The organism is Bradyrhizobium tunisiense, from assembly GCF_042263385.1.
Classification (GTDB): domain Bacteria; phylum Pseudomonadota; class Alphaproteobacteria; order Rhizobiales; family Xanthobacteraceae; genus Bradyrhizobium; species Bradyrhizobium tunisiense.
Map to the genome: position 1 here is coordinate 828228 of NZ_JBHLEV010000002.1, position 22960 is coordinate 851187.

Annotated in this window: 28 protein-coding genes, 2 tRNA genes and 1 pseudogene; 19 read left to right on the plus strand and 12 right to left on the minus strand. The window is 64.3% G+C overall.

Annotation, left to right across the window (positions count from 1 at the left end; translation table 11 throughout):
- Positions 1–135 precede the first annotated feature (135 nt).
- From ACFDR6_RS11295 to ACFDR6_RS11305, 3 genes are all read right to left on the minus strand, one after another.
- Complete coding sequence (locus ACFDR6_RS11295) at positions 136–696, minus strand: hypothetical protein (protein WP_375858285.1); 561 nt, start codon at positions 694–696, stop codon at positions 136–138.
- A gap of 1021 nt (positions 697–1717) precedes the next feature.
- Positions 1718–1966, minus strand: coding sequence for a hypothetical protein (locus ACFDR6_RS11300; RefSeq protein WP_212085442.1), 249 nt, complete (start codon positions 1964–1966; stop codon positions 1718–1720).
- Positions 1967–2244: 278 nt separating this feature from the next.
- Positions 2245–2319, minus strand: a tRNA-Glu gene (locus ACFDR6_RS11305).
- 223 nt (positions 2320–2542) lie between these two features.
- Here ACFDR6_RS11305 and ACFDR6_RS11310 point away from each other — a divergent pair.
- The 3 genes from ACFDR6_RS11310 to ACFDR6_RS11320 are packed head-to-tail and all read left to right on the plus strand — an operon-like array spanning position 2543 to position 3270.
- Positions 2543–2797 (plus strand): PilZ domain-containing protein, encoded by a 255-nt coding sequence (locus tag ACFDR6_RS11310; protein ID WP_212085434.1) that lies wholly within the window; start codon positions 2543–2545, stop codon positions 2795–2797.
- 57 nt (positions 2798–2854) lie between these two features.
- A complete protein-coding gene (locus tag ACFDR6_RS11315) occupies positions 2855–3097 on the plus strand; it encodes a hypothetical protein (RefSeq protein WP_375858286.1) in 243 nt (80 codons plus the stop codon).
- Between the two features lie 5 nt (positions 3098–3102).
- A complete protein-coding gene (locus ACFDR6_RS11320; RefSeq protein WP_097662679.1) occupies positions 3103–3270 on the plus strand; it encodes a hypothetical protein in 168 nt (55 codons plus the stop codon).
- A 126-nt stretch (positions 3271–3396) separates the two neighbouring features.
- On the opposite strand, the gene ACFDR6_RS11325 is transcribed toward ACFDR6_RS11320, so the two are convergent.
- From ACFDR6_RS11325 to ACFDR6_RS11345, 6 genes and pseudogenes are all read right to left on the minus strand, one after another.
- A complete protein-coding gene (locus ACFDR6_RS11325; RefSeq protein WP_375858287.1) occupies positions 3397–4035 on the minus strand; it encodes a glutathione S-transferase family protein in 639 nt (212 codons plus the stop codon).
- Between the two features lie 136 nt (positions 4036–4171).
- Complete coding sequence (locus ACFDR6_RS11330) at positions 4172–4297, minus strand: hypothetical protein (protein WP_375858288.1); 126 nt, start codon at positions 4295–4297, stop codon at positions 4172–4174.
- Positions 4298–4320: 23 nt separating this feature from the next.
- A complete protein-coding gene (locus tag ACFDR6_RS11335) occupies positions 4321–4773 on the minus strand; it encodes a VOC family protein (RefSeq protein ID WP_375858289.1) in 453 nt (150 codons plus the stop codon).
- 134 nt (positions 4774–4907) lie between these two features.
- Positions 4908–5567, minus strand: coding sequence for an oxidoreductase (locus tag ACFDR6_RS11340; RefSeq protein WP_375858290.1), 660 nt, complete (start codon positions 5565–5567; stop codon positions 4908–4910).
- Positions 5568–5738: 171 nt separating this feature from the next.
- Positions 5739–6278 (minus strand): tannase/feruloyl esterase family alpha/beta hydrolase, encoded by a 540-nt coding sequence (locus ACFDR6_RS36395; RefSeq protein WP_494516626.1) that lies wholly within the window; start codon positions 6276–6278, stop codon positions 5739–5741.
- A 6-nt stretch (positions 6279–6284) separates the two neighbouring features.
- Positions 6285–7370 (minus strand): annotated as a pseudogene (locus tag ACFDR6_RS11345) (tannase/feruloyl esterase family alpha/beta hydrolase); the annotation flags it as partial.
- A 189-nt stretch (positions 7371–7559) separates the two neighbouring features.
- Here ACFDR6_RS11345 and ACFDR6_RS11350 point away from each other — a divergent pair.
- On the plus strand, positions 7560–7760 hold the full coding sequence (locus ACFDR6_RS11350) for a hypothetical protein (RefSeq protein ID WP_375858292.1): 201 nt from the start codon (positions 7560–7562) through the stop codon (positions 7758–7760).
- Complete coding sequence (locus ACFDR6_RS11355) at positions 7760–8023, plus strand: hypothetical protein (protein ID WP_375858293.1); 264 nt, start codon at positions 7760–7762, stop codon at positions 8021–8023. Before ACFDR6_RS11350 ends, ACFDR6_RS11355 begins: the two co-directional genes overlap by 1 nt.
- 4 nt (positions 8024–8027) lie before the next feature.
- Here the strand turns inward: ACFDR6_RS11355 and ACFDR6_RS11360 are convergent, their stop codons facing one another.
- A complete protein-coding gene (locus ACFDR6_RS11360; protein WP_212085421.1) occupies positions 8028–8180 on the minus strand; it encodes a hypothetical protein in 153 nt (50 codons plus the stop codon).
- Between the two features lie 49 nt (positions 8181–8229).
- Positions 8230–8430, minus strand: a complete 201-nt coding sequence (locus tag ACFDR6_RS11365) for a DUF3072 domain-containing protein (protein WP_375858294.1) — start codon at positions 8428–8430, stop codon at positions 8230–8232.
- A 96-nt stretch (positions 8431–8526) separates the two neighbouring features.
- Here ACFDR6_RS11365 and ACFDR6_RS11370 point away from each other — a divergent pair, with 96 nt between their 5' ends.
- The 13 genes from ACFDR6_RS11370 to ACFDR6_RS11430 all read left to right on the plus strand — a co-directional run bounded on the left by ACFDR6_RS11370 (position 8527) and on the right by ACFDR6_RS11430 (position 20924).
- Complete coding sequence (locus ACFDR6_RS11370) at positions 8527–8760, plus strand: hypothetical protein (protein ID WP_212085418.1); 234 nt, start codon at positions 8527–8529, stop codon at positions 8758–8760.
- 479 nt (positions 8761–9239) lie between these two features.
- Positions 9240–10055, plus strand: a complete 816-nt coding sequence (locus tag ACFDR6_RS11375) for a sugar phosphate isomerase/epimerase family protein (RefSeq protein ID WP_375858295.1) — start codon at positions 9240–9242, stop codon at positions 10053–10055.
- Positions 10056–10085: 30 nt separating this feature from the next.
- Complete coding sequence (locus ACFDR6_RS11380; RefSeq protein WP_375858296.1) at positions 10086–11723, plus strand: ABC transporter substrate-binding protein; 1638 nt, start codon at positions 10086–10088, stop codon at positions 11721–11723.
- Between the two features lie 3 nt (positions 11724–11726).
- The gene (locus tag ACFDR6_RS11385) at positions 11727–12710 is read left to right on the plus strand and encodes an ABC transporter ATP-binding protein (RefSeq protein WP_375858297.1); all 984 of its coding nucleotides are present in this window, start codon (positions 11727–11729) and stop codon (positions 12708–12710) included.
- The gene (locus ACFDR6_RS11390; protein WP_375858298.1) at positions 12707–13693 is read left to right on the plus strand and encodes an ABC transporter ATP-binding protein; all 987 of its coding nucleotides are present in this window, start codon (positions 12707–12709) and stop codon (positions 13691–13693) included. The genes ACFDR6_RS11385 and ACFDR6_RS11390 overlap by 4 nt, the downstream gene beginning before the upstream one ends.
- Positions 13693–14622 (plus strand): ABC transporter permease, encoded by a 930-nt coding sequence (locus tag ACFDR6_RS11395; protein WP_375858299.1) that lies wholly within the window; start codon positions 13693–13695, stop codon positions 14620–14622. Before ACFDR6_RS11390 ends, ACFDR6_RS11395 begins: the two co-directional genes overlap by 1 nt.
- Positions 14619–15479, plus strand: a complete 861-nt coding sequence (locus ACFDR6_RS11400; RefSeq protein WP_212085411.1) for an ABC transporter permease — start codon at positions 14619–14621, stop codon at positions 15477–15479. The genes ACFDR6_RS11395 and ACFDR6_RS11400 overlap by 4 nt, the downstream gene beginning before the upstream one ends.
- A gap of 295 nt (positions 15480–15774) precedes the next feature.
- On the plus strand, positions 15775–17625 hold the full coding sequence (gene ilvD / locus ACFDR6_RS11405) for a dihydroxy-acid dehydratase (protein WP_375858300.1): 1851 nt from the start codon (positions 15775–15777) through the stop codon (positions 17623–17625).
- 218 nt (positions 17626–17843) lie between these two features.
- Positions 17844–18167, plus strand: a complete 324-nt coding sequence (locus ACFDR6_RS11410) for a hypothetical protein (RefSeq protein ID WP_375858564.1) — start codon at positions 17844–17846, stop codon at positions 18165–18167.
- Between the two features lie 111 nt (positions 18168–18278).
- On the plus strand, positions 18279–18623 hold the full coding sequence (locus ACFDR6_RS11415) for a hypothetical protein (protein ID WP_375858301.1): 345 nt from the start codon (positions 18279–18281) through the stop codon (positions 18621–18623).
- A 137-nt stretch (positions 18624–18760) separates the two neighbouring features.
- A tRNA-Ser gene (locus ACFDR6_RS11420) sits at positions 18761–18850 on the plus strand.
- Positions 18851–19088: 238 nt separating this feature from the next.
- Complete coding sequence (locus ACFDR6_RS11425) at positions 19089–19598, plus strand: hypothetical protein (RefSeq protein WP_375858302.1); 510 nt, start codon at positions 19089–19091, stop codon at positions 19596–19598.
- Between the two features lie 1053 nt (positions 19599–20651).
- Positions 20652–20924, plus strand: coding sequence for a hypothetical protein (locus tag ACFDR6_RS11430; RefSeq protein WP_375858303.1), 273 nt, complete (start codon positions 20652–20654; stop codon positions 20922–20924).
- 287 nt (positions 20925–21211) lie between these two features.
- Here the strand turns inward: ACFDR6_RS11430 and ACFDR6_RS11435 are convergent, their stop codons facing one another.
- Complete coding sequence (locus ACFDR6_RS11435) at positions 21212–21400, minus strand: hypothetical protein (RefSeq protein WP_375858304.1); 189 nt, start codon at positions 21398–21400, stop codon at positions 21212–21214.
- A 727-nt stretch (positions 21401–22127) separates the two neighbouring features.
- Here ACFDR6_RS11435 and ACFDR6_RS11440 point away from each other — a divergent pair.
- Positions 22128–22865: a DUF7168 domain-containing protein gene (locus tag ACFDR6_RS11440; protein ID WP_212085408.1), complete on the plus strand. Its 738-nt coding sequence runs from the start codon at positions 22128–22130 to the stop codon at positions 22863–22865.
- The last annotated feature ends 95 nt before the right edge of the window (positions 22866–22960 follow it).

The following is a 22960-nucleotide window of genomic DNA, read 5'->3' on the forward strand; positions in this document are numbered from 1 at the left end:
AGAGCAGGGGTAAATTCCCGGTAAACGCGCTTCTCCGTGGCGCAGCGGAAAGCGCGGCATAAGGACCCATTATGCTGCAGGCAATCTCACAACGTCGTCATTGAAGCGCAGTGAAGCCACGGCGTGGCGCGCCGCCTATGGAGATCCGAACAGCAGCACCAGCAAGGCCAGCGCGCTGGCGGCCATGATGAACTGGATCGTCGTCCACGTCCGGCCGTTCAGGCTGATCCGCAATCCCAACGCCGGCAATGTGCGCAGCGTGCGCGCCGTCAGCGCTTCGACGATGGCGAGCAGAAGAGCCATGCCGGCGAGGACGGACCATGACTCCGCCGGCGGCATCCACTGTGCGAGCCAGTCGGGGACGGAGCCTTTCAAGGCGGCGAGCAAGGCGAACCATCCGAACCAGAATGCGGAGCGTTTGACGATGTCTGGGCCGATCGTTTCGGGCTCGAGGCGGATACCGATCCTTGCCAGCGCCCCTTCAATGCGCTCCCCGTCGGTCAGGACGATGAACGCGCCGAGATAGAGCGGAATGCGCGACTGGAAGAGTAGGGCGAGGATACCGAACAGGATGGCGTAGCCGACGACATCGCCGAGAATGTCCTGGGTGCTTCTGCCCTGCGGCACAGGCACAGCCGGCGCAGAATCCGCCTGCCGTTGCGGAAGCGATCTGGCGCGCGCCATGTGCTCCAGCATCTTGGCGCGCCGGTCCGATGGATACCGGCGGGGTTGGCCCAGCCACGGTGGGAGGCCCGGCGCCGTTGCCGATGCGCCGGACGAACCTTCAATCTCGGGGTGACGCTGCTCCATGGGTCTCGACCTGTTCCAACGTGACATTGGTCGGCGGCGAGAGGCGGGGAGGTTCATGCCGCCAGTAAAGAGATTGCGGCCCAGCTGTCGTGGCGCTTCATCGGGAGTCGAGCATCGCCATATGCATTGGCGCTCCCTAGCGATCATCCTTTGATGCGACTGATCCGAACCCTATGGCGCTCCAGCGGCTTAGGTTGGCGCGCCGAAAAGCGGCTGGCCAACTAACCCGGCGTCAACCCCGCGCTAGTAGCGTTGCTCTCTCGCGGATTGGTGATGAGTACCGCGAGAACGCATGGGCATTAAGAACCCGTCGGCTCCCCAGGCCGGCGGGTTTTTGCACACCTGGTAAATTTAAGGGTGGTCTGCTGCCGGTTCACTCTGCAGGGTGCACGGACACACGAAGGCCGCAGCGGAGGTTCATTCGCTGCGGCCCGCGGGAGTCAAAAAATCCGGGTGGAAAGATCTAGGTGAAATATGAAGCCAGCCCCGGTAACCGAAGTCTAATCGGGAAAAACTGGCAATGCGAATCATTTCGTCAGTTCCGAAAACGGAACCGTCAGCGCGAGGGAAGGCGCCGCCGAGGGCTGGCTAGCTGGCGGGCCCTCTACCCCGAGCACAAAGCCGCGAATATCCACGGCCCGTCCACAGCTCGTTTTGACAGGACCCAAGGCAACTTTGAATTGCTCTATAGGACAGTATCGCGGAGCCCTGTCCGTAGGGTCGGCCTCACGCATCTACCCTCATGGAGGACGACATTGACTTTCGGCAAAGCGGACGTGCTCACGTCTTCTAAAGTCGAACCGTAGCCGAGCGGTTCGCCGCACGAATTGCCGAGGTTATGGACCCGGGCTCCTAGGCACACAGGGCCCCGCTTTGTTATCAGCCCGCCGATTCAGGCTGGCGGGCCTCATCCGCATTTGTGGTTCTGGGCGTGCAGCTTCGTGCGATCTCCGGTGATGGCCTCGACATAATCGTCGATTGCGTCAATCAGAGGCCGCGCGTAGCCCGCGGTCCTGCTCTTGATGAGATAGGTGCGAAGCCGATCGAGTTCCGCCAGATCGGTCCTGACGCGCTCTGCTTGAATGGCCTCGTTCATTTGGCGCTGGCGCTCTGCTTGCCACGCCCTAGCAGCTGCTCTGTTCTCCGCCTTGGTCATGGCGCCATCGAAGCGCTGCGCCAGCGAGAGTCAAATTATCGATTCCTAGCGGTCCGGGACCAGCGCGAGCTACTGCGGGTCGTGGATGTGGAAGACTCAGCTTCGTGAGCTCTGCCCGTAGTTCTCCGCCAGCTCGAGCAGCGCGGCGCGCGACCGGGTCGGTCGACGCCGCGGCTAGCTCGCGGCAGATCGCCTCAAGTCCGCATGTGTGCGCACAGGAGATATTGGCCATGCGTTGGACGCGGCGGAGAAAGGCGCAGCTAAGTGATGGACCTTTTTGGCGCTCCCTAGCGGAATCGAACCGCTCTCTCCACCGTGAAAGGGTGGCGTCCTAACCGATAGACGAAGGGAGCAAACGCAGGGCCCCGCCGTTGTTCCCGGCATGGCCACTGGCCGGCCGAACAGGGCCCGGCGGCTTGCAGCGGGCGAACGTATAGTGGCCTTTCCGGCTCCCGGCAAGCCGTTCGGACCGGTCTTTTGGCCCCGGTGGATAGCGCCGGGGCCGGGGAGGATCGGGAGGCGATTTCAACGGTTTCTTAGGGTTCCCTGCGTAGCGCTGGAGGGGGAGATTTTCCAATGCCACCTCCGAAGAAGCGCGCAGCCCGCAAGCTGCTGTCGCGGCACGCCTGGATCACGCTCGACGGCGGCTTCGCCGCGCGGCACTGCCTGGTCCAGGACATCTCGGATTCGGGTGCCAAGATCACGCTGGATGAAGACGCCAGCCAGCTCCCGGGCGTGATCCGGCTCGCCTTCGCCCGCGATGCGCGCACGGGGCGGAGCTGTCAGGTGGTGTGGCGCCGCGGCAAATCGGCCGGCATCAAGTTCATCTGATCGCGGCGCGCGGCCGCCCCGATGGCGCGCAGCGCCGGCCCGGGCTAGAACGCCGCCATGCGCACGCCGCTCCTCATCCTGATCTCGCTGCTGACCACGTCCGCCGTCGCGGAGCCCCTGCGTCTGCCGCCTGCCGAGCGGCCTCAGGCGGGCACGACGGTTCCGCTGAAGGGCGCGCCCGGGAAGGCGCGCGCGGGCTCCTGCGCGACTTACGGTCCGCGCTTCGTCATGGTCGAGGGCACCGGGACCTGCGTGCAGATCGGCGGCTCGATTAGCGTCGACACCACCGGGAGGCGCTGAAGGCCATGCCGGCGGATCTGCTGCGGCTCGACCTCATCGTTCCCGTCCTGATGTACTGCGCGCTGCTGTGGTGGGTCGGCCGCGGCCTGAGCTGGACGGCGCGGCTGGCGACCGCGGCGGTGACGCTGGTGCTGATCGTCTGCGTGCTGCTGGTCGAGCGCGGCTGGCGCTGAGCCCAAAGCAAAAACGCGAAAACAACCCCATGCACAGTAGCCGTCAAGTGCTGAGCTGACGCCCGTGGCTTGCGCTGAAGCGCGGATTCGTCGCGCTCTCACCGCAGCTTACGCCGCGCCACCGGCTCAGGACATCGGCGGCGCGACGAATTGCGCAAATCCGGGCCGCTTGCCGAGCTCGGCGAGCCAGCGCGTCAGATGCGGCTGCGCTGGCCGGGAGATGCCCTCGACGCCGAGCCAGCGCCGCGCATAGGAGCCGAGCGTGATGTCGGCGAGCGTGAACTGCTCGCCCTCGACGAAGCGGCGCGAGGAGAGCAGGCGGTCGGCGATCGCCCAGACCTCGGCGGCGGCGTCGGCATCGCGCTGCACCTGGATCATGTCGCGCTCGGCGGGCGCCGTGCGCACGATGCCCCAGAACACCGGGCGGTCGACCGGTTGAACGGTCGACAGCGTCCAGTCGAGCCAGCGATCGACGCTGGCGCGCTGCTTCGGCGCTTCCGGATAGATCGGCGTGCCGCGCCCATGGGCGAGGCAGAGATAGCGCAGGATCGAATTGGATTCCCACAACACGAAGTCCCCCTCGACCAGCGTCGGGATCCGCGCGTTGGGGTTCATCGCCAGATACTCGGCCTCGCGCGTTTTGCCGTAACTCATGCCGGCGTCGATGCGCTCATAGGGCAAAGCGAGCTCGGTCAGGCACCACAGCACCTTCTGCACGTTGACCGAATTGGCGCGGCCCCAGATCGTCAGCTTGGTGTCAGGCATGAGGCGTCTCCCGCATTGTCGCTTGACGCGGGTGATAGCGGAAATTCCTGGATCGAGCGATGCGGCGGTTGCGGCGCTCTCATGCAAAAAGCTCCGCCGACGGCGGAGCTTTCATTTGCAAATTCGAACCTGACGCTCAGCGGCCGAAGAACAGCCACAACAGAATGATCACCGGGATCGGCACGCCGACCATCCACAGCAAAAGGCCTCTCGCCATCGCATCCTCCTCCAATCGTTTTCGTGAAAGGAGAACGTTGGGCAAGAGAGCTTGTTCCATCCGGCGCCTCACCAATGACCGGTATTCGGCATCGAGGCCCACGGCTCCTGCGGCGGCTTCGGATCGCCCTTCTGCAGCAGCTCGATCGAGTGCAGGTCCGGCGAGCGCACGAAGGCCATGTTGCCGTCGCGCGGCGGACGGTTGATGGTGACGCCCGCCTTCATCAGCTTCTCGCAGGTGGCGTAGATGTCGTCGACCTCATAGGCGAGATGGCCGAAGAAGCGATCCTCGCCGTATGTCTCTTCGTCCCAATTCCAGGTGAGCTCGACCAGCGGCGCACCGCGGCTCGACGGCTGCTTCTTCAGCGCCTCGAGATCGTCCGACGAGCACAGGAAGACGAGTGTGAACCGCCCCTTGTCGTTCTCGATCCGCCGCACCTCCTTCAAGCCCAGCGCATCCTGATAGAATTTCAGCGCGACATCGAGATTGCGCACGCGCAGCATGGTGTGGAGGTATCGCATGGTTGTTGCTCCCTGGGGGGTGGAGGGTTTTTGGGTCGGCGGGGCCGGCGGAGGGAGAGATAGCAGGAAACGCAGAGCAGGGGCAGGGGGCCGAGGCAAATGTGCGTGAGGGTGCCGGGTCGGCTCGCACCGCATCACGCTCGAAGCAGTGCCGCCATCTCTTTCCAATGATAGATTCTCACCTTCTCGGTTTGATGCCGCGCGGCTTTGGCGATGGCGTGCGCGATGTCGTTGCCGGTGAGCCCGCGATAGCGGTCGGCCGGGCCGACGAGCAGCGGATTGAGCAGGCCCCATATCGCGATGATGAGGCGTTCGCGCGGGCGGTTTTCGTCGCGTGCGCCGAGGATCATCGACGGGCGGAAAATATGCGTGTGCTCGAAATCGAGCGAGAGAATGTCCCGCTCCACCTCGCCCTTGGTCCTGAGATAGAACACGTTGGAAGCGGCGTTGGCGCCGACGGCCGTGACCAGAAACACCGACCGCGCGCCATTCGCCCTGGCGATCTCGGCCGCCACCACCGGATAATCGTGATCGATCTTGTAGTACTCGGCCTCGTCAGGGGTGTGCTTGCGCGTTGTCCCCAGCGCGATGAAGATCTCGTTCGCAACCAATTGCGGCTTGAGTGCGGGCAGGGAAGCGAGATCGCCGATCAGCACCGTGAGCTTCGGATGGCTCACCGCCAGCGGCTTGCGGGCCACCGCCACAACCCGCGAATAGTCGGGACTGTCCAAGAGGTCGCGCAGCAAATGCGAGCCGATGAAGCCGGTGGCGCCGAAGACAAGTGCGGTTTTCATTTAAGTTATCTTGCCTGATCGCTTGTCAAAAGTCAGGGCGAGTGGCGCCCGAAGGTCGTCGCCGAAGGCGTAGGATGGGTAGAGCACTTGCGAAACCCATCATGCTTCGTCACGCAACAAGGCCGATGGGTTTCGCTTCGCTCTACCCATCCTACGAGCTGCCGATCTCCGCTACTTGCACTCAAAACTCTCCGCACTCTCCGGATTGCCTTGCCCCTTGTACCGCGCATGTTGCGGATAGGCGCAAAGCGGCCGAGTGCGGCCGGGAAAGGCTGGTCCCGTCGCGACCACCGCATCGGGCGCCTTGCCGTCTTCCACCCAGTTCACGACCGCGGTGAGGAGATCGAAACGATCGAGCGTGGCGCCGCTCGAACAGTGACCCATGCCGGGCACCAGGAAAGTCCGGCTCGATTTCTCCCGCACCAATTCCATGCCGCCGGAATCCGCCGCCATGCGCTCGTAGTAATTCACGGTGTCGAACGCCGAGAACCAGGGATCGCTCACACCGTGGTAGAACAGCAGCTTGCCGCCATGGCCGAAGTAGCTCGACAGGTTGGTCCAGTAGGCGGTGTTGGTGAGGCGATCCATCCCGCTCGCATTGACCCGGTCTTCGAGTTGATCGACGTTGATGTTTTCCCAGACAGGCGGTCCGACCGGACTGCGGGCACCTGTTGTCAGGATGCCGGGAATGGCAACGCCTTCGGCTGCCACGCCGCTGTCCCACGGGAACGGCGGGTAGACCTGCGTGCCGCGTGAATTCTTCGGTCCGGCAAAAGCCTTCTTCAAGGCATCGGCCTGCGGCGGCGCCAGGCAGGAATCCGTCTTGTCATCCGTCTTGTCGCCCTTGCAAGTGAGGACCGCGGGATCGAATTGACAGGCCTTGCCGTCGAAGATCAGGCCATCCTTGACGCCGTCCTTGGCGTCGCAGGCATCGAGGATCGCGTTGGTGATCAGCTTTCGCTCGGCCGCGGAAAACGTCTTGGCGGGCTCCGGCTTGCCGGACGGATCTTTCGGCGCGATCTGGCTGAAGGCAGCGTTGGCCCAGGCGAGACCGATATTGGAGTTGCCGGTGCGCATCGCAGGCGCGCCGGCGACGATGCCGTCGAATTGATCGGGATAGCGCGCCGACGCCAGCATGCCTTCGCGGCCCCCGGTTGAGCAGCCCGTGAAGTAGGACCGCTTTGCGGGCCGGCCATAGTAATGCGCGACGATCGCCTTGGCGGCCGTCGTCACCTTGCCGACGGATGCATGGGCGAAGTTGAGCGCGGCTTCCTGGTCCTTCAGGAACGAGGCATCGAATACCGCGCCTTGATGACCGCTATCGGTCGAGACCACGGCAAAGCCGCGCGCCAGCGCCGGCACCTCGCCGGCCGCGTGGTAACCCAGCGGCGGCCGGATCGAGCCGTTCAAACCGCCACCGCCCTGAAACAAGAACCGGCCGTTCCAGCGATCGGGCAGGGCAACGGCAAAGCCGATCGCGTAGGACTTGCCCTCGACGCCCACGCGCTGATCGATCACGCCGTCCGCGCGGCAGTTCGGCGGCAGCGCCACCGATACGGTGGCCGGCGCCGGCGGCGACGGCTGCACGGTCCCCGGCGGCGCCTCCGGCACCAGTTCGGCCTTGGTGATCGTTGCCGTCGTTCCCGGCATCTTCCAGCCGGTCAGGTCAGCGCATTTGTGCGCAGGTGGTATGTTGGCCGAATCGTCGGCGCTTGCCGGCGAGATCGCAATGACCGTGATGGCCGCTATGAGACCCAGGCCAGCCATCGCATCATCAAGCGCCACGTTTCTTTTTCGCTGCATCGTTCCTCCCTGCGCCTTCTGAATCGTTTTGAGGCACTTAACTCACGCTGGCTGCCGGCCGATCTGCTCACCGACACTGAAACTATCTTGTGGTATTCGGGAGGTGCAGTCCAGCGGCGCAGGCTTTCAACCGCTCTCGTCATTGCCTCCGCACTTGAACCCCGCCAGAGGTCGCGCCGACCAAACGGCATGGCCGCACTCGTTGCAGAACTCCTGTTCGATCTCGTCAGAACCCTCGTGGGAAACTGGCTGAGGCAGGTTGTGGTCGCCACGTGTGCGTGGCTCGATACAAAGGTTCACGGCCGCGCGGCACGCTTTGTCGTGGGCGGGCTGCTCGGGATCGGCGCTTTCTTCCTCATTCCTGTTATCGCTGACCTGCTGGGTCTTTGATGCCCTGGCTGAGGACACACCTCGTCATCGCGTTGGCCGTCGGGGCGCTCGTCTCGACGGTGCTCCTCGTCCTGGAGCCGCTGACCGACTTCGCGTTTCTTTGGTTGGAGTGGCCGGGCATCACCGCAGCGTATTTTTTCCGGGGAGCGGTCGGAGGATCCACCTTCCTCGGCATCGCCATTTCCTGGGTCGTGAATGCGCTGACCTACGGTCTGGGTGCTTTCGTCATTCTCAGCGTCATCAAGGTGCTGAGGGAAGCATGATCCCTCACGCCGCCTTCTCTTCACCCTTCGCGATGACCTCGACTTCGAAATAGCCGAGGTCGCGGAGCTCGGCGGCCTTCTTCTCGGCCGCTTCCCTGGTGTCGCGCTTCAAGATGATCTGGCCCGCTCCGTCGCGGGCGCAAACGAAATAAGGCATTTTCGATTCCCAATTTCGTTTGCATACACATGGCGGCCGGGTGCCGCAATCATGCGGGTCCGTCCTCCAGCCCGGCCTTTTGCCGCATCTTGTCGATCAGCTCGGAGGCCTCGGCCTTGGTCAGCTCGTCCTCCGGCGGGCTCACATGTGCCTGTTCGGCGAGGGTCTTGAGATAGGATTCCTGGGCTCCCGTCATCGGATCGTCGCCGGAAACCCAGTCTTTCGGGTCCTTCCGGGTGTTGTCGGCCATTGCTGTCTCCCTTTTTCCTGTCCGTCCAACGTCGGACTCGACTCTTCGTTCCTTTTTTGTTCTCTTGGCGTCGTATTCAAAATCGCGAGGCGGAACATGCCGGACCTGGACACTGTCAGGAGGGAGATCGAACGGATGCGCGTCCAGATGGGCAGGCAGAGGAAAGAGATCCTCCAGCTCCAGCGGGCGGGTCTCGGAACGGCCTCGGCCGAAGCGCTGCTGTCGCGGATGGAGGCGAAGGTCGAAGGGCTCTGCGCGCAGCGTGACGCGCTGAAGGCGGCACAGCCGCGCGGGGCCAGGAGCAGGGTGCTCGGCGGAAGGACGTGGTGAGCAGGCGATGGTTCGGCGACGAGAGAGAGCCGTCGGCCTTGCTGACCGCGCTCGAGAACGTTCGCCGAAGAGCGATCGGACGGCGCGTTGCTTCGTTCCATCAAAAAGTTTCGAGGTCCGGAGTGCCTAGGAGTCCGGACCTCGTCACCTTGCCCCAGCCTTCAATCCCCCGCCCCATGTGGTCCCCCAACCCCATGTTGCGCGATCAGAGGGTGATGCCCGTGGAAGTGGCCGCCGATCGACGTCCCGCGATGTACGCGACATCACGATAGGATTCCATTCCGGATCACTACGGACACAGATACCGCTTGCAATGTGCCCGTTCGGCATCGGTGGTCCAGTCGCTGTTGCTTGATCCGCGGCACGCGATCGACAGGATGTCCACATCTCCTCCGCGCCGCCGGATCTCCATTTCACCGGCCTGTCATTGAACTGGTCTAGCGCTGCTCCCGTCATTGCCGACGGCGAAGGAGCAAGCCATGTCGAAACCGGTGCTGGGCGCCGCGTTGTCCATCAAATCGATCCCCGCGCATCGCGATTGGCTTCTCGAAAGGCAGCGCGATCTCGAAATCCAGGATTTCTTCCGCGCGGATCTTCTCGATAGCGATTGGCGCAGCACGGCCGGCGAGATCAAGCAGATGCTCTCGGGCCATGCAGGCCGGCTCGGCATCCACGGCCCGTTCTGGGGCTTCAAGATCGACAGCCACGATCCCATGATCCGCCAGGCGGTGACCAAGCGCCTGCTTCAGGGCCTCGAGGCCGCCGAGTTCCTCGGCGCGACGCAGATGGTGATCCATTCGCCGTTCACGACCTGGGACCACAACAATCTCGATCTCTATCCCGACAACCGCGCCAATATCGTCGAGCGCGTCAAGGCGACGCTCGCCGAGGTGATCGCGCGCGCGGAGACCATCGGCTGCGAGATCGTGATCGAGAATATCGAGGACAAGGATCCGCGCGACCGGGTGCGCCTCGCCAAGGCGCTCGAAAGCAGCAGGGTCCGCGTCTCGCTCGACACCGGGCACGCCAACTATGCCCACATCTCCACCGGCGCACCGCCGGTCGATTATTACGTCGAGACCGCGGGTGACATGCTGACACACGTCCACCTGCAGGACACCGACGGCTTTGCCGACCGGCACTGGGCGCCGGGCGAAGGCAACATCCCGTGGGTTGCCGTGTTCCGCGCACTGGGACGGCTGAATTCCAACCCGCGGCTGATCCTCGAACTCCGCAACCACGACGACGTCCGCGCCGGCGCTGCCCATCTCGCCGCGCTCGGACTCGCCGAATAAACGACACCACAAAGGGCAGGGGTCCCCATCATGAGCAGATTTACCCGTCGCACCATCCTGAAATCCGGCGGCGCTGCCGCAGGCACATTGCTGCTGCCGCGCTTTGCGATCGGGCAGAGCGACAACCGCCCGTCGGTGACGATCGCCGTGCAGAAGGTGACGAACGCCAACGTGCTCGACGTGCTGCGCGAGCAGTCCAATGTCGGCGAGCGCGTGTTCTTCTCCTCGATCTGGGAAGGTCTGATCTCCAAGAATTGGCGCGGCAATCTCGAGGCCGTGCCGGGTCTCGCCACCGAATGGCGCCGCATCGACGACCAGACCGTCGAGCTGAAGCTGCGGCAGGGCGTCAAATTCCACAATGGCGACGAGCTCACGGCCGAGGACGTCGTCTTCACCTTCAGCCGCCAGCGCATGTTCGGCGAGACCGAGGCCAAGAGCCGCTCGACCATCCAGGCCTTCGAGAAGATCCCGACGCCGCGTCCGGGCAAGGAGCTGCCGCCGGATGTCCCCGCGGTCGCTCGCCGCATCTGGCCCGACCTCGTCCGCGTCGACGCCGTCGACAAGTACACGGTGCGCTTCTACAACGCGACGCCCGACGTCACGATCGAGGGCCGCCTGATGCGCTACGGCTCCGACATCATGAACCGCCGCGCCTGGGAGGAATCCGCAAGCTATCTCGACTGGGCGCGCAAGCCGATCACCACAGGTCCCTACAAGGTGGTCGAGCTCAAGCCCGACGTGTCGCTGACGCTGGAAGCTCACGACGAATATTGGGGCGGGCGGCCGCCGCTCAAACGCATCCGCTTTCTGGAAGTCCCGGAGGTCGCGAGCCGCATCAACGGGCTGCTCTCGGGCGAGTATCAGTTCGCCTGCGACATCCCGCCGGATCAGGTCGCCGGCATCGAGAAGAATTCCGCTTTCGAGGTGCAGGGCGGCACCATCCTCAATCACCGCCTGACCGTGTTCGACAAGAACCACGCGGTGCTCGCAAATCCGCTTGTGCGACGCGCTTTCACCCATGCGATCGACCGCCAGGCGATCGTCGACAGCCTGTGGGCCGGCCGCACCCGCGTGCCGAAGGGCCTGCAATGGGAATTCTACGGTGACATGTTCAACGCCGATTGGAACGTGCCGGCGTATGATCCCAAGCTCGCGCAGGATCTGTTGAAGCAGGCCAATTACAAGGGTGATCCGATCCCTTATCGTCTGCTCAACAATTACTACACCAACCAGGTCGCGACCGCGCAGGTGCTGGTCGAGATGTGGAAGTCGGTCGGCCTCAACGTCCAGATCGAGACGAAGGAGAACTGGTCGCAGATCATGGAGCGCGGGCCGACGCGGGCCGTGCGCGACTGGTCGAACTCGGCCGCCTTCAACGATCCGGTCTCCTCGCTGGTCGCCCAGCACGGGCCGAACGGCCAGCAGCAGCAGATCGGGGAGTGGACCAATGTCGAGCTGAACAAGCTCTCGGAGTTCCTGGAAACCTCGACCGACCGCGCCGCGCGCAAGAAGGCGTTCCGCCGCATGCTGGAGATCGCCGAGCGCGAGGATCCCGCCTATACGGTGCTGCACCAGAACGCGACCTTCACGGCCAAGCCGAAATCGATCAAGTGGAAGGCATCGCCGGCCTTCGCGATGGATTTCCGCGCCGGCAATTTCGAGGCGTAAGCCGTGACACCGCTGGTCAGCATCAAGAACCTGCGCGTCGCCTTTGGCGGCGTGCCGGTCCTGCGTGGCGTCGACATCGGCTTGCAGAAGGGCGAGGCCCTCGGCCTCGTCGGCGAGTCCGGATCGGGCAAGTCGGTAACGTGGCTCGCGGCCCTCGGCCTGCTGCCGCGGCACGCGCAGGTCATGGGCTCGGTGCAGCTCGATGGCCGAGAGATCCTCGGGGCTCCTGCCGCCGAGCTTGATCAGGTGCGGGGCGGGCGGGTCGCGATGATCTTCCAGGATCCGGCGAGTGCGCTCAATCCGGTGCTGACCATCCGCAAGCAGCTCTGCGAAGCGCTGGCGCTGCACCGTGACCTCCAAGGCAACGCCGTGAAGACGGAAGCGCGACGGCTGCTCGATCTCGTCGGCATTCCCGACGCGGGCCGGCGGCTGGAGGCCTATCCGCACGAATTCTCCGGCGGCCAGGTCCAGCGCATCATGATCGCGATGGCGCTTGCCGGAAATCCCGACCTGCTGATCGCGGACGAGCCGACCACCGCGCTCGATGCCACCATCCAGGCGCAGATCCTGGAATTGCTCTCGACCATTCGCCGCGAGTTCGGCATGGCCATAGTGCTGATCAGCCACGATCTCGGCGTCGTCGCCGAGAATTGCGATCGCGTCGCCGTCATGTATGCCGGCCGCATCGTCGAGGAGGCACCCAGCAACCAGCTGTTTGCCGATCCCGTGCATCCCTATGCCCAAGGCCTGATCGGCGCGCTGCCGCCGCTCGAGGGGCCGCGGCGGCGCCTGACGGCCATTCCCGGGACCGTTCCCGATCCCGCGCACATGCCAAGCGGTTGCGCCTTCGCGCCACGCTGCACGCTGGCGGCCGAGCCGTGCGGCCTTGCCGCGCCGACCCTGGCGCCGATCGCGCATGACCGCAACGTCGCCTGCATCCGCGCCGAGGCGTCGCGCCGCGCGCTGCTCGGGATCGCCGCCGAATGAGTGTGTCGCTCGTCGAAGTGTCCGCGGTCTCGCGCAGCTACGCAATGCGCTCCGGAATGTTCGGGCGCAGCACCGCCGTTCATGCCGTCGACGGCGTGTCGCTGGCGATTGCCAAGGGCGAGACGCTCGGCCTCGTCGGCGAGTCCGGCTCGGGCAAGTCGACGACAGGGCGTATCGTGCTCGGTCTCGAGCCGCCCGATCGCGGCGAGGTGCGGTTCGACGGCAAGCCGATGGCTGCGCCGGCCACGCCGGCATGGCGCGCGCAGCGCGCGCGCATGCAGATGATCTTTCAGGACCCGCTCGGCGCGCTGGACCGGCGTTTGCCGGTCGCGGCCCAGATCCGCGAGCCCCTCGACATTCATGGCGTTGGCACGCCCGCCGAGCGCGAAGACCGTGTTCGCGAGCTGCTGCGCGCGGTCGAGCTGACCCCCGCGCATGGCGTGCGCTATCCCGGCGCGCTCTCGGGCGGCCAGCGTCAGCGCATCGTGCTGGCACGCGCGCTCGCCACGAAACCCGATTTTCTGGTTTGCGACGAACCGGTCAGTGCGCTCGACGTCTCGATCCAGGCGCAGGTCGTGAACCTGCTTTGCGATCTCCAGGCCCAATTGTCGCTGACGCTGCTGTTCATCAGCCATGATCTGCGCGTCGTCAGGCAGATCAGCAATGTCGTCGCCGTGATGTATCTCGGCCGCATCGTCGAGATCGGCAGCGCGGACGATCTGTTCGCGCGGCCCGAGCATCCCTACACCCAGGCGCTGGTCTCGGCCTCGCCCGCGCCGGGCCGCCGCAGCGCGGGCCGCATCGTGCTCGCAGGCGACCCGCCGAACCCGGCGGCGCGCCCCCAAGGCTGTGCGTTCCATCCGCGCTGCCCGCGTGCCATCGCGCGGTGCGCGAGCGAGGTACCGGCGCTTGCGGCCGTGGGCGGCGACCGGCAGGTCGCCTGTCACCTCGTCACCGGCGCCGAGACGCGGGACGCGGCCTGATGGGACGTTATTTCGCCATCCGCATCGGGCGTGCGGCGCTCACGATCGTGCTCGTCGTCACCTTCGCCTTTGTCGTGCTGCGGTTGTCAGGCGATCCGGCGCTGATGATCCTGGGACCGGAGGCGCCGCCGGAGGTGCTTGCCGCGTTCCGCAAGGCCTGGGGTCTCGATGATCCCATCTGGTTCCAGTATTTCGATTATTTCGGCGCCATCGCCAAGGGCGAGCTCGGCCGCTCCATGCGCGACGGGCGGCCCGCGATCGAGCTCGTGCTGGAGCGGATCCCGGCGACGCTGGCGCTGACGTTGCCGACCTTCTTCTTCAAGGTCGCGCTCGGCGTTCCCGCCGGCATCTATGCCGCGCTGCATCGGGGTTCGGGGATCGACCGCGCCGTGATGATGACGGCGGTTGCCGGCTTCACCGTGCCGAGCTTCGTGCTGGCGCTGCTGCTCGTGCTCGTCTTCGCCGTGCAGCTCGGCTGGCTTCCGTCGGGCGGCCAGGACAGCTGGCGCCACGCGATCCTGCCCATCGTCACGCTCAGCCTCGGCGGTGCCGCCGTGCTGGCGCGCTTCACCCGAAGCGCGATGCTGGAGGTGCTGGGCCAGCCCTATATCCGCACCGCCTCCGCCAAGGGTGTTCCGTGGCGCAAGGTGGTGACGTCCCATGCGCTGCCGAATGCAGCGATCCCGACCGTCACCGTTCTGGGCTTCATGGTGGGCACGCTGATCGCGGGCGCGGTCGTTGTCGAAAGCGTATTTTCCTGGCCGGGAGTAGGGCGCCTGCTCGTCGTCGCCGTCGCCAACCGCGACCTCGCCGTCGTGCAGTGCATCCTCTTGCTGGTGGCGATGACCATGGTCACGTCCAATTTGATCGTCGACTTTCTCTACGGCTTTCTCGATCCGCGGTTGCGCGCCAAGGGAGCCCACGCATGACCGACGCGACGCTGAAGGATACAACGGTTCGCCGCCGCATCAGCCTGCCCGCAATCCCGGTCTCGGTCGCGCTCGCGGTGACCTGGATCGTCGCCATGCTGGTGATCGCGGCCTTCGCGGAGAAGATCGCGCCTTACGGTTTCACCCAGCTCGACCTGCGCAACCGCCTGGCCGCGCCCGGCAATGCCGCGCACTGGCTCGGCACCGACGAGCTCGGCCGGGACGTGCTGTCGCGGCTGCTCGTCTCGATCCGCATCTCGCTGCTGATCGCCTTCGGCGCCACCGCGATCTCCGCCGTGGTCGGCACCACGCTCGGCTTCCTGGCCGCGCATTTCCGCGGGGCCGTCGAGCAGTTCGTGCTGATGCTGACCGACTTCCAGGCCAGCATGCCCTTCCTGATCATGGCGCTCGCCGTGCTCGCCTTCTTCGGCAATTCGCTGCCGCTTCTGATCGGCCTGATGGGACTGTTCGGCTGGGAGCGCTATGCCCGCATCGCGCGGGGACTTGCCATCTCCGCCAACGCGCAAGGCTATGCCGCCGCCGTCCGCCAACTCGGAGCGACGCCGCCGCGGATCTACCTCCGGCACATCCTGCCCAACATCGCCTCGACCCTGATCGTCTCGACCACGCTGGTGTTCCCCGAGGTGATCCTGATGGAATCGGGCCTGTCCTTCCTCGGCCTCGGCGTGCAGCCGCCGATGACCAGCCTCGGCAACATGGTCGGCTATGGCCGGGAATACCTGACCCGGGCGCCCTGGATCATGCTGGCGCCGGCCACCACCATCGTGATCACCACGCTGGCGGTCTCCGTGATCGGCGACTGGCTGCGCGACCGGCTCGATCCGACGCTGCAGTAGGGCTGCGACCGGCTGCCCCCTGCTGTCATTCCGGGGCGCGCCGAAGGCGCGAACCCGGAATCCATCTCGCCGCGTGCGTGCCGCTCGATGGATTCCGGGTTCGATGCTGCGCATCGCCCCGGAATGACGGGAGAGGTCAGATCGGCGACCCAAACCCCGCGCCGGGAGCAGGGGAGCCCTGTCCGGCCCAAGTTCCCGTTGCGCGCGTTCCCGGCGTGCGCTATCCGGCCACAAAGGTCTGAGGCGGCTTCATATTTTTTCGCCCGCCCGGCCAAAACCGAGGACGGAAACCGCCATGCCAGCCTATCGCTCCCGCACCACCACCCACGGCCGCAACATGGCGGGCGCCCGCGGCCTCTGGCGCGCGACCGGCATGAAGGATGCCGATTTCGGCAAGCCGATCATCGCCGTCGTCAACTCCTTCACCCAGTTCGTGCCCGGCCACGTCCACCTGAAGGACCTTGGCCAGCTCGTCGCCCGCGAGATCGAGCAGGCCGGCGGCGTCGCCAAGGAATTCAACACCATCGCGGTCGATGACGGCATCGCCATGGGCCATGACGGCATGCTCTACAGCCTGCCGTCGCGCGAGCTGATCGCCGACAGCGTTGAGTACATGGCCAACGCGCACTGCGCCGACGGCCTCGTCTGCATCTCCAATTGCGACAAGATCACGCCCGGCATGCTGATGGCCGCGCTGCGGCTCAATATCCCCGCCGTGTTCGTCTCGGGTGGGCCGATGGAGGCCGGCAAAGTCAAGCTGGCCGGCAAGACCAAGGCCGTCGACCTCATCGACGCCATGGTCGCGGCGGCCGACAGCAAGGTCAGCGACGAGGACGTCAAGGTGATCGAGCGCTCGGCGTGCCCGACCTGCGGCTCCTGCTCGGGCATGTTCACCGCCAATTCGATGAACTGCCTGACCGAGGCGCTTGGCCTCGCGCTGCCCGGCAACGGCACCGTGGTCGCGACCCATGCCGACCGCAAGCGCCTGTTCGTCGAGGCCGGCCACACCATCGTCGATCTCGTCCGGCGCTATTACGAGCAGGAGGACGCGAGCGTGCTGCCGCGCAACGTCGCGAATTTCAAGGCGTTCGAGAACGCCATGACGCTCGACATCGCCATGGGCGGCTCGACCAACACCGTGCTGCATCTGCTCGCCGCCGCTCATGAAGGTGAGGTCAAGTTCACCATGCAGGACATCGACCGCTTGTCGCGCCGCGTGCCCGTGCTGTGCAAGGTCGCGCCGTCGGTCGCCGACGTGCATGTCGAGGACGTGCATCGCGCCGGCGGCATCATGGGCATTCTCGGCGAGCTCGACCGCGCCGGCCTGATCGACACCTCGGTCTCGACCGTGCATGCGCCGACCATGAAGGAGTCGCTGGAGCGTTGGGACATCAAGCGCTCCAAGAGCGAGGCGGTCCGCACCTTCTTCCGCGCCTCGCCCGGCGGCATTCCCACGCAAGTCGCCTTCAGCCAGGAGCGCCGCTACGACGAGCTCGACGCCGACCGCGAGAAGGGCGTCGTGCGTGACCTCGAACACGCCTTCAGCAAGGACGGCGGCCTCGCCGTGCTCTACGGCAACCTCGCGCAGGACGGCTGCATCGTGAAGACCGCGGGCGTCGACGCCTCGATCCTGAAATTCTCCGGTCCCGCGCGCGTGTTCGAAAGCCAGGACGCGGCGGTCGAGGGTATCCTGGGCGGCAAGGTCGTCGCCGGCGAGGTCGTGGTCATCATCTATGAGGGCCCGCGCGGCGGCCCCGGCATGCAGGAGATGCTGTATCCGACGAGCTATCTGAAATCGATGGGCCTCGGCAAAGCCTGCGCGCTCGTCACCGACGGACGCTTCTCGGGTGGCTCCTCGGGCCTCTCGATCGGCCATCTGTCGCCGGAAGCGGCGGAAGGCGGCAACATCGGACTGGTACAGACCGGCGACATCATCGCCATTGACATCCCCAACCGCAGCATCACGCTGGAGGTCTCCGACGAGGAGCTCGCCAAGCGCCGCGCGGCCGAAGAGGCCAAGGGCGATGCCGCCTGGCAGGCGCAAGGCCGCAAGCGCAACGTCTCGACCGCGCTGCAGGCTTACGCTGCGCTCACCACCAGCGCCGCGCGCGGCGCGGTGCGTGAGGTGAAGCGGCGTTCGAACTGAGTACGCGCCGTTCGCCTCGCGCGCATGGTCAACAAGATCTGAACGGCCGGCGAAAGCCGGCCGTTCGCATTAAGGATGCCTCCACGAACTTCGGCAAAGCGGCGTTTTGCGGCGTATACTGCGGCGACCTTCGCAAATCCATTTCGGGCAACTGGGGCACCACCACAATGTCTCGCACTCTCGCCGTTGTTTTCTCGACCGCCGTCGCCGCGATTTCCATGACGGGCGCAGCCTCCGCCGGCTGCTACAACTGCTACACGCCGCCGCCGTGCACGACCTGCTATCAGCAGCAATACGTGCAGCCGCAATACCGCACCGTCGACGAGACCGTGATGGTCTCGCCGGGCTCCGTCGTCGCGCATCGCACGCCGGCGCAGTACCGCACCGTGATGGTGCCACAGACCGTGATGGTCGCACCGGCCAGCGTGCAGTACCAGCAGATCCCGCCGCAATACGCCACGCGCCAGCGCGTCGAGATGGTCTCGCCGGGTTATTCCTATTACGCCCCGGTGCAGATGAACTGCGCGTCCTGCGGTTACTGAGTCCGACGCACTTCGAAGACCATTCACGCGGCGCTCCCTTGCGGGGCGCCGTTTTCTCTTGCGCGATGAGGAGGTGTTTGAACCGGTAAGCGTGGATCGACACAAAACGAAATGAGTTTGCCTTCGGAAGCCATTCCGCAACCGCAACTCGGTCTGGTCGCCGGTCTCGTTGCCTCGATCGCCTGCGTGTTTGCAATTGCCTGGTCGGTCGGTTCGACCGACCGCGTCACCTATCTCGGCCCGGACCACGGCCAGGAACAGACGATCGCGCAGGTTCGCCTCAAGACGCTCCCGGAAGGAAGCTATGTGATCGAGCGGGGCGCGATCTACCAGGCCATGCGGGCAGGGTGCCGCTATGACCTCAATTTCAGCCCTCAATTCGGCCGCCATGTCAGCGACCGCCAGAGAACCAAATACATCCGAAGCGCCGTGCTGGTTGATTGCCCGACTGGCTAGGGCAGGCTGAAATGCGAGTTGGACGCACCTCGTCAGCTGCCGTTGCTGCGCCCCCGCCCGCACAGGTTTGGACCCGAGGCGAACTTGGCGTTGCCTTGCGCGGTCGACTGCGTTAAGCGACAGCCATTACGGGTTTTGGAAGGGTGGCCGAGTGGTTTAAGGCACCGGTCTTGAAAACCGGCGTGCCCGCAAGGGTACCGTGGGTTCGAATCCCACCCCTTCCGCCAAAAATCCCTCCGAGATCATCGATAAAACCCGGAAATACCCTTTCAAAATAGGTGTTTCCTGCGGTCAATCAATCCTTGCCAATCCGGAATAGTCCGATATGCCGGGAGAGCGGCGGCTATACAAGACCCGAAAGGGGAAGGCCGTCGCGCATGGTCTCTGGCCATGTTCTCAGACTCCCGGCGCCAGTGCTGTCCACTGGCAACCGGCCCTGAGAAGCCGTCAATCCAGAGAACCACCATGACCATCGTCATACGACACCCAAACGCCATAGCCGAGCTGTGGCCGTCCACCGGAGAGCTTTGCAAGCGCCTGGCTGCACAAGAGCGGGCGAGAGAAAAGGCCCTCAGGCGGCTTGCCAGACTCAGGAGGAGGGCGGCCGCGGAGATCGATCGGCTGATAGCCGTCCTCGACGCATCAGATCCCTTCGTCATGAACGAGCTCGAGGAGGAGTGCGATGACGAAGGCGCCCAATGCGAGGGCGGGGGCGGCGAGGAGGGCTGCGAGGACGAGGGGGCGGATCGAAGCGACTACGAGCCCTCCCTCGGCAGCCTGGAGCGGCATCCCAGCCTCTACGGGCCTGATGGACGCAACTGGACCGGCGATCAGACCGCGTGGGACGCCAGCGGGACGAAGGATCTGGAGGACGAGCACGACGGCGCCGAACCGGACGAGAGCGGCATAGGCGACATGGAAGGCCTGCTTGAGCAGGTGGGCTCGCAAAGCTGGCAACTGGATGGGTATGTCTGATGCGAGTACTGACAGCGTTCGGAAGCGAACAGAACGGCGCTTCAAGCTGTGAGTAAGCTCGTAGTCGCTTGAACTTCCCCAGGTCCAAGCATCCCAACGGCCCCGGCCGCCCACCCCTAGAAGCCCATGGCCGGGGCCGTCCATTATCTACACTGCGCTGCTCAAGAATTCGCCTTGCAACTGAGCCCGTGTACTGTCGTAATGCTGAGATTGTAGAGATTTTTTTCAGTCCTATTGTATTGAGGTCGTGATGAGTATTTACGATCGAACCTTGGAAATCGCTGTTGCTCTGCACCAACGTACAGTATTTCTCGAATCTCAAATTGCTGAATTGAGCGTCTTGCGAAGCCGATTAGCGCAAGCTCAGTTGCGCCGCTCGCGGCCAAGGTCGCGGCGTTCAGCCTCCAACAAACTAGGTCGGCGCCGTAGGTAGTAACTTTCCGCGCAACCAATCCCGATGTTGCCATCTGCCCCTCGTGACCTCAAGCTATGGGCAATTCGTGAGTCGGGGGGATCCATGGTATGGAAGCCGTTTGAGAGCATGTCTCTCGAAGAGCTTTGGCAGCTCCACGCCGTCGTCAATGACATTCTCGCCGAGAGGCTCCTGGCAAAGAAAGAAGAGCTAGAAAGGCGACTGGAGCTGCTCAACCGAGAAGACAAGGCTCGCCATTAAGCCGCATCAATGGTCCGCCGGTTCGCGCTGGCGGGCCTTTTGTCGGGCAAGAGGAAGCCCGTAGTTCTCCGACCCAGAACAGATTTTGAAATAGCGCACCCGCTTTGTTCTTTCTGTGTGTATTTATACGGGGAACACATGAGCTAAGGCCGCCTCGTGGCGACAGGAACGACTCTCCAGCCGAGAGAATTGAGATTTCGGTCTGTGGCGCGACACTCCAGGTGTTGCGACATCCACCCGGGACGGCCCATCGTCCGAACGCGCGTTTGGCGGTGGGTCGGTTCTCGTGTCCGTTAGTTTCTCCGAGACGTGGTCTGTATTGATCAGGACGTTACGGTAGGGCGTGGAACACTGTTCCCCCATCAACAGGGGAAAGTCTCATGACCAACCTGCAAGAGCAAATTGAGCTGCTGGAACAGCAAGGCAATGACGCAGAACTGCTGCTCGCGTCAGATCCAGACACGCGAGCGCGCAACCGACTAGTTGCTGACAAGTTTCGCTCGCTTGCAGTCAAGCTGCGGCGCAGGGTGATAGCCGTCGCGGACTTGAGACAGGTTCAGTTGCCGTCCTCTTTCACACCTATGATCGCAAGTCGCGGATTGCCGCGCTCGAAATCGGGTCGCACGTCTGCGCCGCGGCTACTGCATCCCTGACAGACAAACTTTGGCTCGACATCTGATAGCCGCACCTCATCTGGCCAGCGATCGGCATCTAGAGCGATGTGGTGACCACAATGGCAATAAACCAGCACACCGCGCACGCCCATCCCGCGCATCGTGCCGAAGGTGATCTTGAGCGGACGGCCATCAGGGTGCGTAGGCGTGTGGCGTTTTCGGCGAGGCATAGCGCCATCGAAACGCGCCGCTCGCGAGAGTCAAATTATCGATTCCTAGCGGTCCGGGACGAGTGCGAGCTACTGCGGGTCGTGGATGTGGAAGACTCAGCTTCGCGAGCTCTGCCCGTAGTTCTCCGCCAGCTCGAGCAGCGCGGCGCGCTCGACGGGATCGGTTGTCGCAGCAGCCAAATCCCGGCAAATTTTCTCCATCTGCTCTTCCTGAAAGATTCCGCGCGTCCAGGGGCTCTTGAGGGCCGGGGCGATCTGCGCGACAAAGCGCACAAGCTTTTTCACTCATGGTCTCGCTCCGGATTCATGTTGTGGTCAGGATTGTAGGTAGGAAGACCTCAGATCTAAAAACTTAGATAATTCAAGTAATTAGATTTGATGCGCGAGGACACCCCTTCCGCCAGCACTATAGCCGCCTCCACTCTGTGAGCCTTAGAGGAAGAACCTGACCGTCCATGGCTCCAGTCGACCTTCAAGGACTGGCGCATCGAGCAGATCAGTTACCCGAACGAGATGTCGGAGATGGCGCCGGCGCATACCGGGTCCGACAAGGTCGAGGCGGCCCACTACCGGCGCGCCGGTGGGGCAGGGCGGCAACGTGGTGCCGATAAGAGCCTAGTTTGTCAGTGGTGTTCCAAGGTTTGAATATAAAGTGCGCTGGGCATGGCAACATTCGCAACGTCTGAGACGCCAAGCATCCAAAATATCTATTGTGGCTCGGCGGGCTTATCGCGCTCATGGCTTTCGGCTTCCGCGGCTGCGCACGCGTCCATGCCGTGGCACTTGCTTAGATAGTACCGAGCGCCCGCCACGATCGCGCAAACAGCGAGCACGGTAACCAGCACGATGATCATCCACCGCCTATTCGACATTCCATGACCTTCTGTGATGACAGCCTTCTACCAACCGCTGTCCGATATCCCGATCGTGAAGGCAAGAAGAAGATGTGGTGCCCTTCCGCCACTCAATCCAACCGAGATCCGTCGGCCAGGCTTTCCCAGACAGGTGACCAGTGAATCAGACGTCCACTCCGGCCGCGCTCGACAAGCTCAAGCTTCGCATCCAGGCGTTGCGCGCCAAGACGATCGCCAATGGCTGCACCGAGGACGAGGCGCTGTCGGCCGCCGCCAAGGTCGCCGAGCTGCTGGATCGGCACGATCTGTCGCTCTCCGACGTCGAGCTGCGCGCCTCGCCGTGCGAACGGAGGGTCTTCGAGACCCGCCGCAAGAAGCGAATTCCCCTGGACGACTGCATCGGCGCGATCGCTCATTTCTGCGATTGCCGGGTCTGGCGCGAGAAGAATGTGGCCGGCGAGAACAGCTATGTGTTCTTTGGTCTCGGCGCGGATGTCGAGGTCGCGCATTATCTGGCCGAATTGATCGACGGCGCCGTGCGCGCCGAACTTGGGCGCTTCAAGACCTCGGTCGATTACAGCAGGTTCCGGCACCAGGAGCGGCATCTGGCCAATGCCTCCTTCACGCTCGGGATGGTGGCGTCCATCGCGGACAGGCTAGTGGCGATCAAGGCCGGTCGCGATCAGGTCAACGAAAGCACTGGCCGCGGGCTGGTCGTCCTCAAGACCTCGGTGGTCGACACAGAATTCGACAAGCTCGACCTCAAGCTCCGGAGCCAGCGCAGCACGGGCCGGATGGTGTCGATGACGGCCTATGAAGCCGGCGGCGCTGCTGGAGCGTCGCTGGCCATCAATCCCGGGGTTGGCGGGACGGGGTCAGGTTGGCGTCAGCCCTGATCGTGCCGCCGCCCGCGTGTGACGGCAGGAAAGGGCGTATGAGCCACAGCCGCGCCAAGCGCACTCCTGCATCCATCCGGGCAGGCTCACCACAC

Excerpts from the sequence above, each read along its gene's own strand:
- ACFDR6_RS11295 (WP_375858285.1), bottom strand. The coding sequence starts at position 696 with ATGCTGGAGCACATGGCGCGCGCCAGATCGCTTCCGCAACGGCAGGCG.
- ACFDR6_RS11300 (WP_212085442.1), bottom strand. The coding sequence starts at position 1,966 with ATGACCAAGGCGGAGAACAGAGCAGCTGCTAGGGCGTGGCAAGCAGAG.
- ACFDR6_RS11310 (WP_212085434.1), top strand. The coding sequence starts at position 2,543 with ATGCCACCTCCGAAGAAGCGCGCAGCCCGCAAGCTGCTGTCGCGGCAC.
- ACFDR6_RS11315 (WP_375858286.1), top strand. The coding sequence starts at position 2,855 with ATGCGCACGCCGCTCCTCATCCTGATCTCGCTGCTGACCACGTCCGCC.
- ACFDR6_RS11320 (WP_097662679.1), top strand. The coding sequence starts at position 3,103 with ATGCCGGCGGATCTGCTGCGGCTCGACCTCATCGTTCCCGTCCTGATG.
- ACFDR6_RS11325 (WP_375858287.1), bottom strand. The coding sequence starts at position 4,035 with ATGCCTGACACCAAGCTGACGATCTGGGGCCGCGCCAATTCGGTCAAC.
- ACFDR6_RS11335 (WP_375858289.1), bottom strand. The coding sequence starts at position 4,773 with ATGCGATACCTCCACACCATGCTGCGCGTGCGCAATCTCGATGTCGCG.
- ACFDR6_RS11340 (WP_375858290.1), bottom strand. The coding sequence starts at position 5,567 with ATGAAAACCGCACTTGTCTTCGGCGCCACCGGCTTCATCGGCTCGCAT.
- ACFDR6_RS11350 (WP_375858292.1), top strand. The coding sequence starts at position 7,560 with ATGGCCGCACTCGTTGCAGAACTCCTGTTCGATCTCGTCAGAACCCTC.
- ACFDR6_RS11355 (WP_375858293.1), top strand. The coding sequence starts at position 7,760 with ATGCCCTGGCTGAGGACACACCTCGTCATCGCGTTGGCCGTCGGGGCG.
- ACFDR6_RS11360 (WP_212085421.1), bottom strand. The coding sequence starts at position 8,180 with ATGCCTTATTTCGTTTGCGCCCGCGACGGAGCGGGCCAGATCATCTTG.
- ACFDR6_RS11365 (WP_375858294.1), bottom strand. The coding sequence starts at position 8,430 with ATGGCCGACAACACCCGGAAGGACCCGAAAGACTGGGTTTCCGGCGAC.
- ACFDR6_RS11370 (WP_212085418.1), top strand. The coding sequence starts at position 8,527 with ATGCCGGACCTGGACACTGTCAGGAGGGAGATCGAACGGATGCGCGTC.
- ACFDR6_RS11375 (WP_375858295.1), top strand. The coding sequence starts at position 9,240 with ATGTCGAAACCGGTGCTGGGCGCCGCGTTGTCCATCAAATCGATCCCC.
- ACFDR6_RS11380 (WP_375858296.1), top strand. The coding sequence starts at position 10,086 with ATGAGCAGATTTACCCGTCGCACCATCCTGAAATCCGGCGGCGCTGCC.
- ACFDR6_RS11390 (WP_375858298.1), top strand. The coding sequence starts at position 12,707 with ATGAGTGTGTCGCTCGTCGAAGTGTCCGCGGTCTCGCGCAGCTACGCA.
- ACFDR6_RS11395 (WP_375858299.1), top strand. The coding sequence starts at position 13,693 with ATGGGACGTTATTTCGCCATCCGCATCGGGCGTGCGGCGCTCACGATC.
- ACFDR6_RS11400 (WP_212085411.1), top strand. The coding sequence starts at position 14,619 with ATGACCGACGCGACGCTGAAGGATACAACGGTTCGCCGCCGCATCAGC.
- ilvD (WP_375858300.1), top strand. The coding sequence starts at position 15,775 with ATGCCAGCCTATCGCTCCCGCACCACCACCCACGGCCGCAACATGGCG.
- ACFDR6_RS11410 (WP_375858564.1), top strand. The coding sequence starts at position 17,844 with ATGACGGGCGCAGCCTCCGCCGGCTGCTACAACTGCTACACGCCGCCG.
- ACFDR6_RS11415 (WP_375858301.1), top strand. The coding sequence starts at position 18,279 with ATGAGTTTGCCTTCGGAAGCCATTCCGCAACCGCAACTCGGTCTGGTC.
- ACFDR6_RS11425 (WP_375858302.1), top strand. The coding sequence starts at position 19,089 with ATGACCATCGTCATACGACACCCAAACGCCATAGCCGAGCTGTGGCCG.
- ACFDR6_RS11430 (WP_375858303.1), top strand. The coding sequence starts at position 20,652 with ATGACCAACCTGCAAGAGCAAATTGAGCTGCTGGAACAGCAAGGCAAT.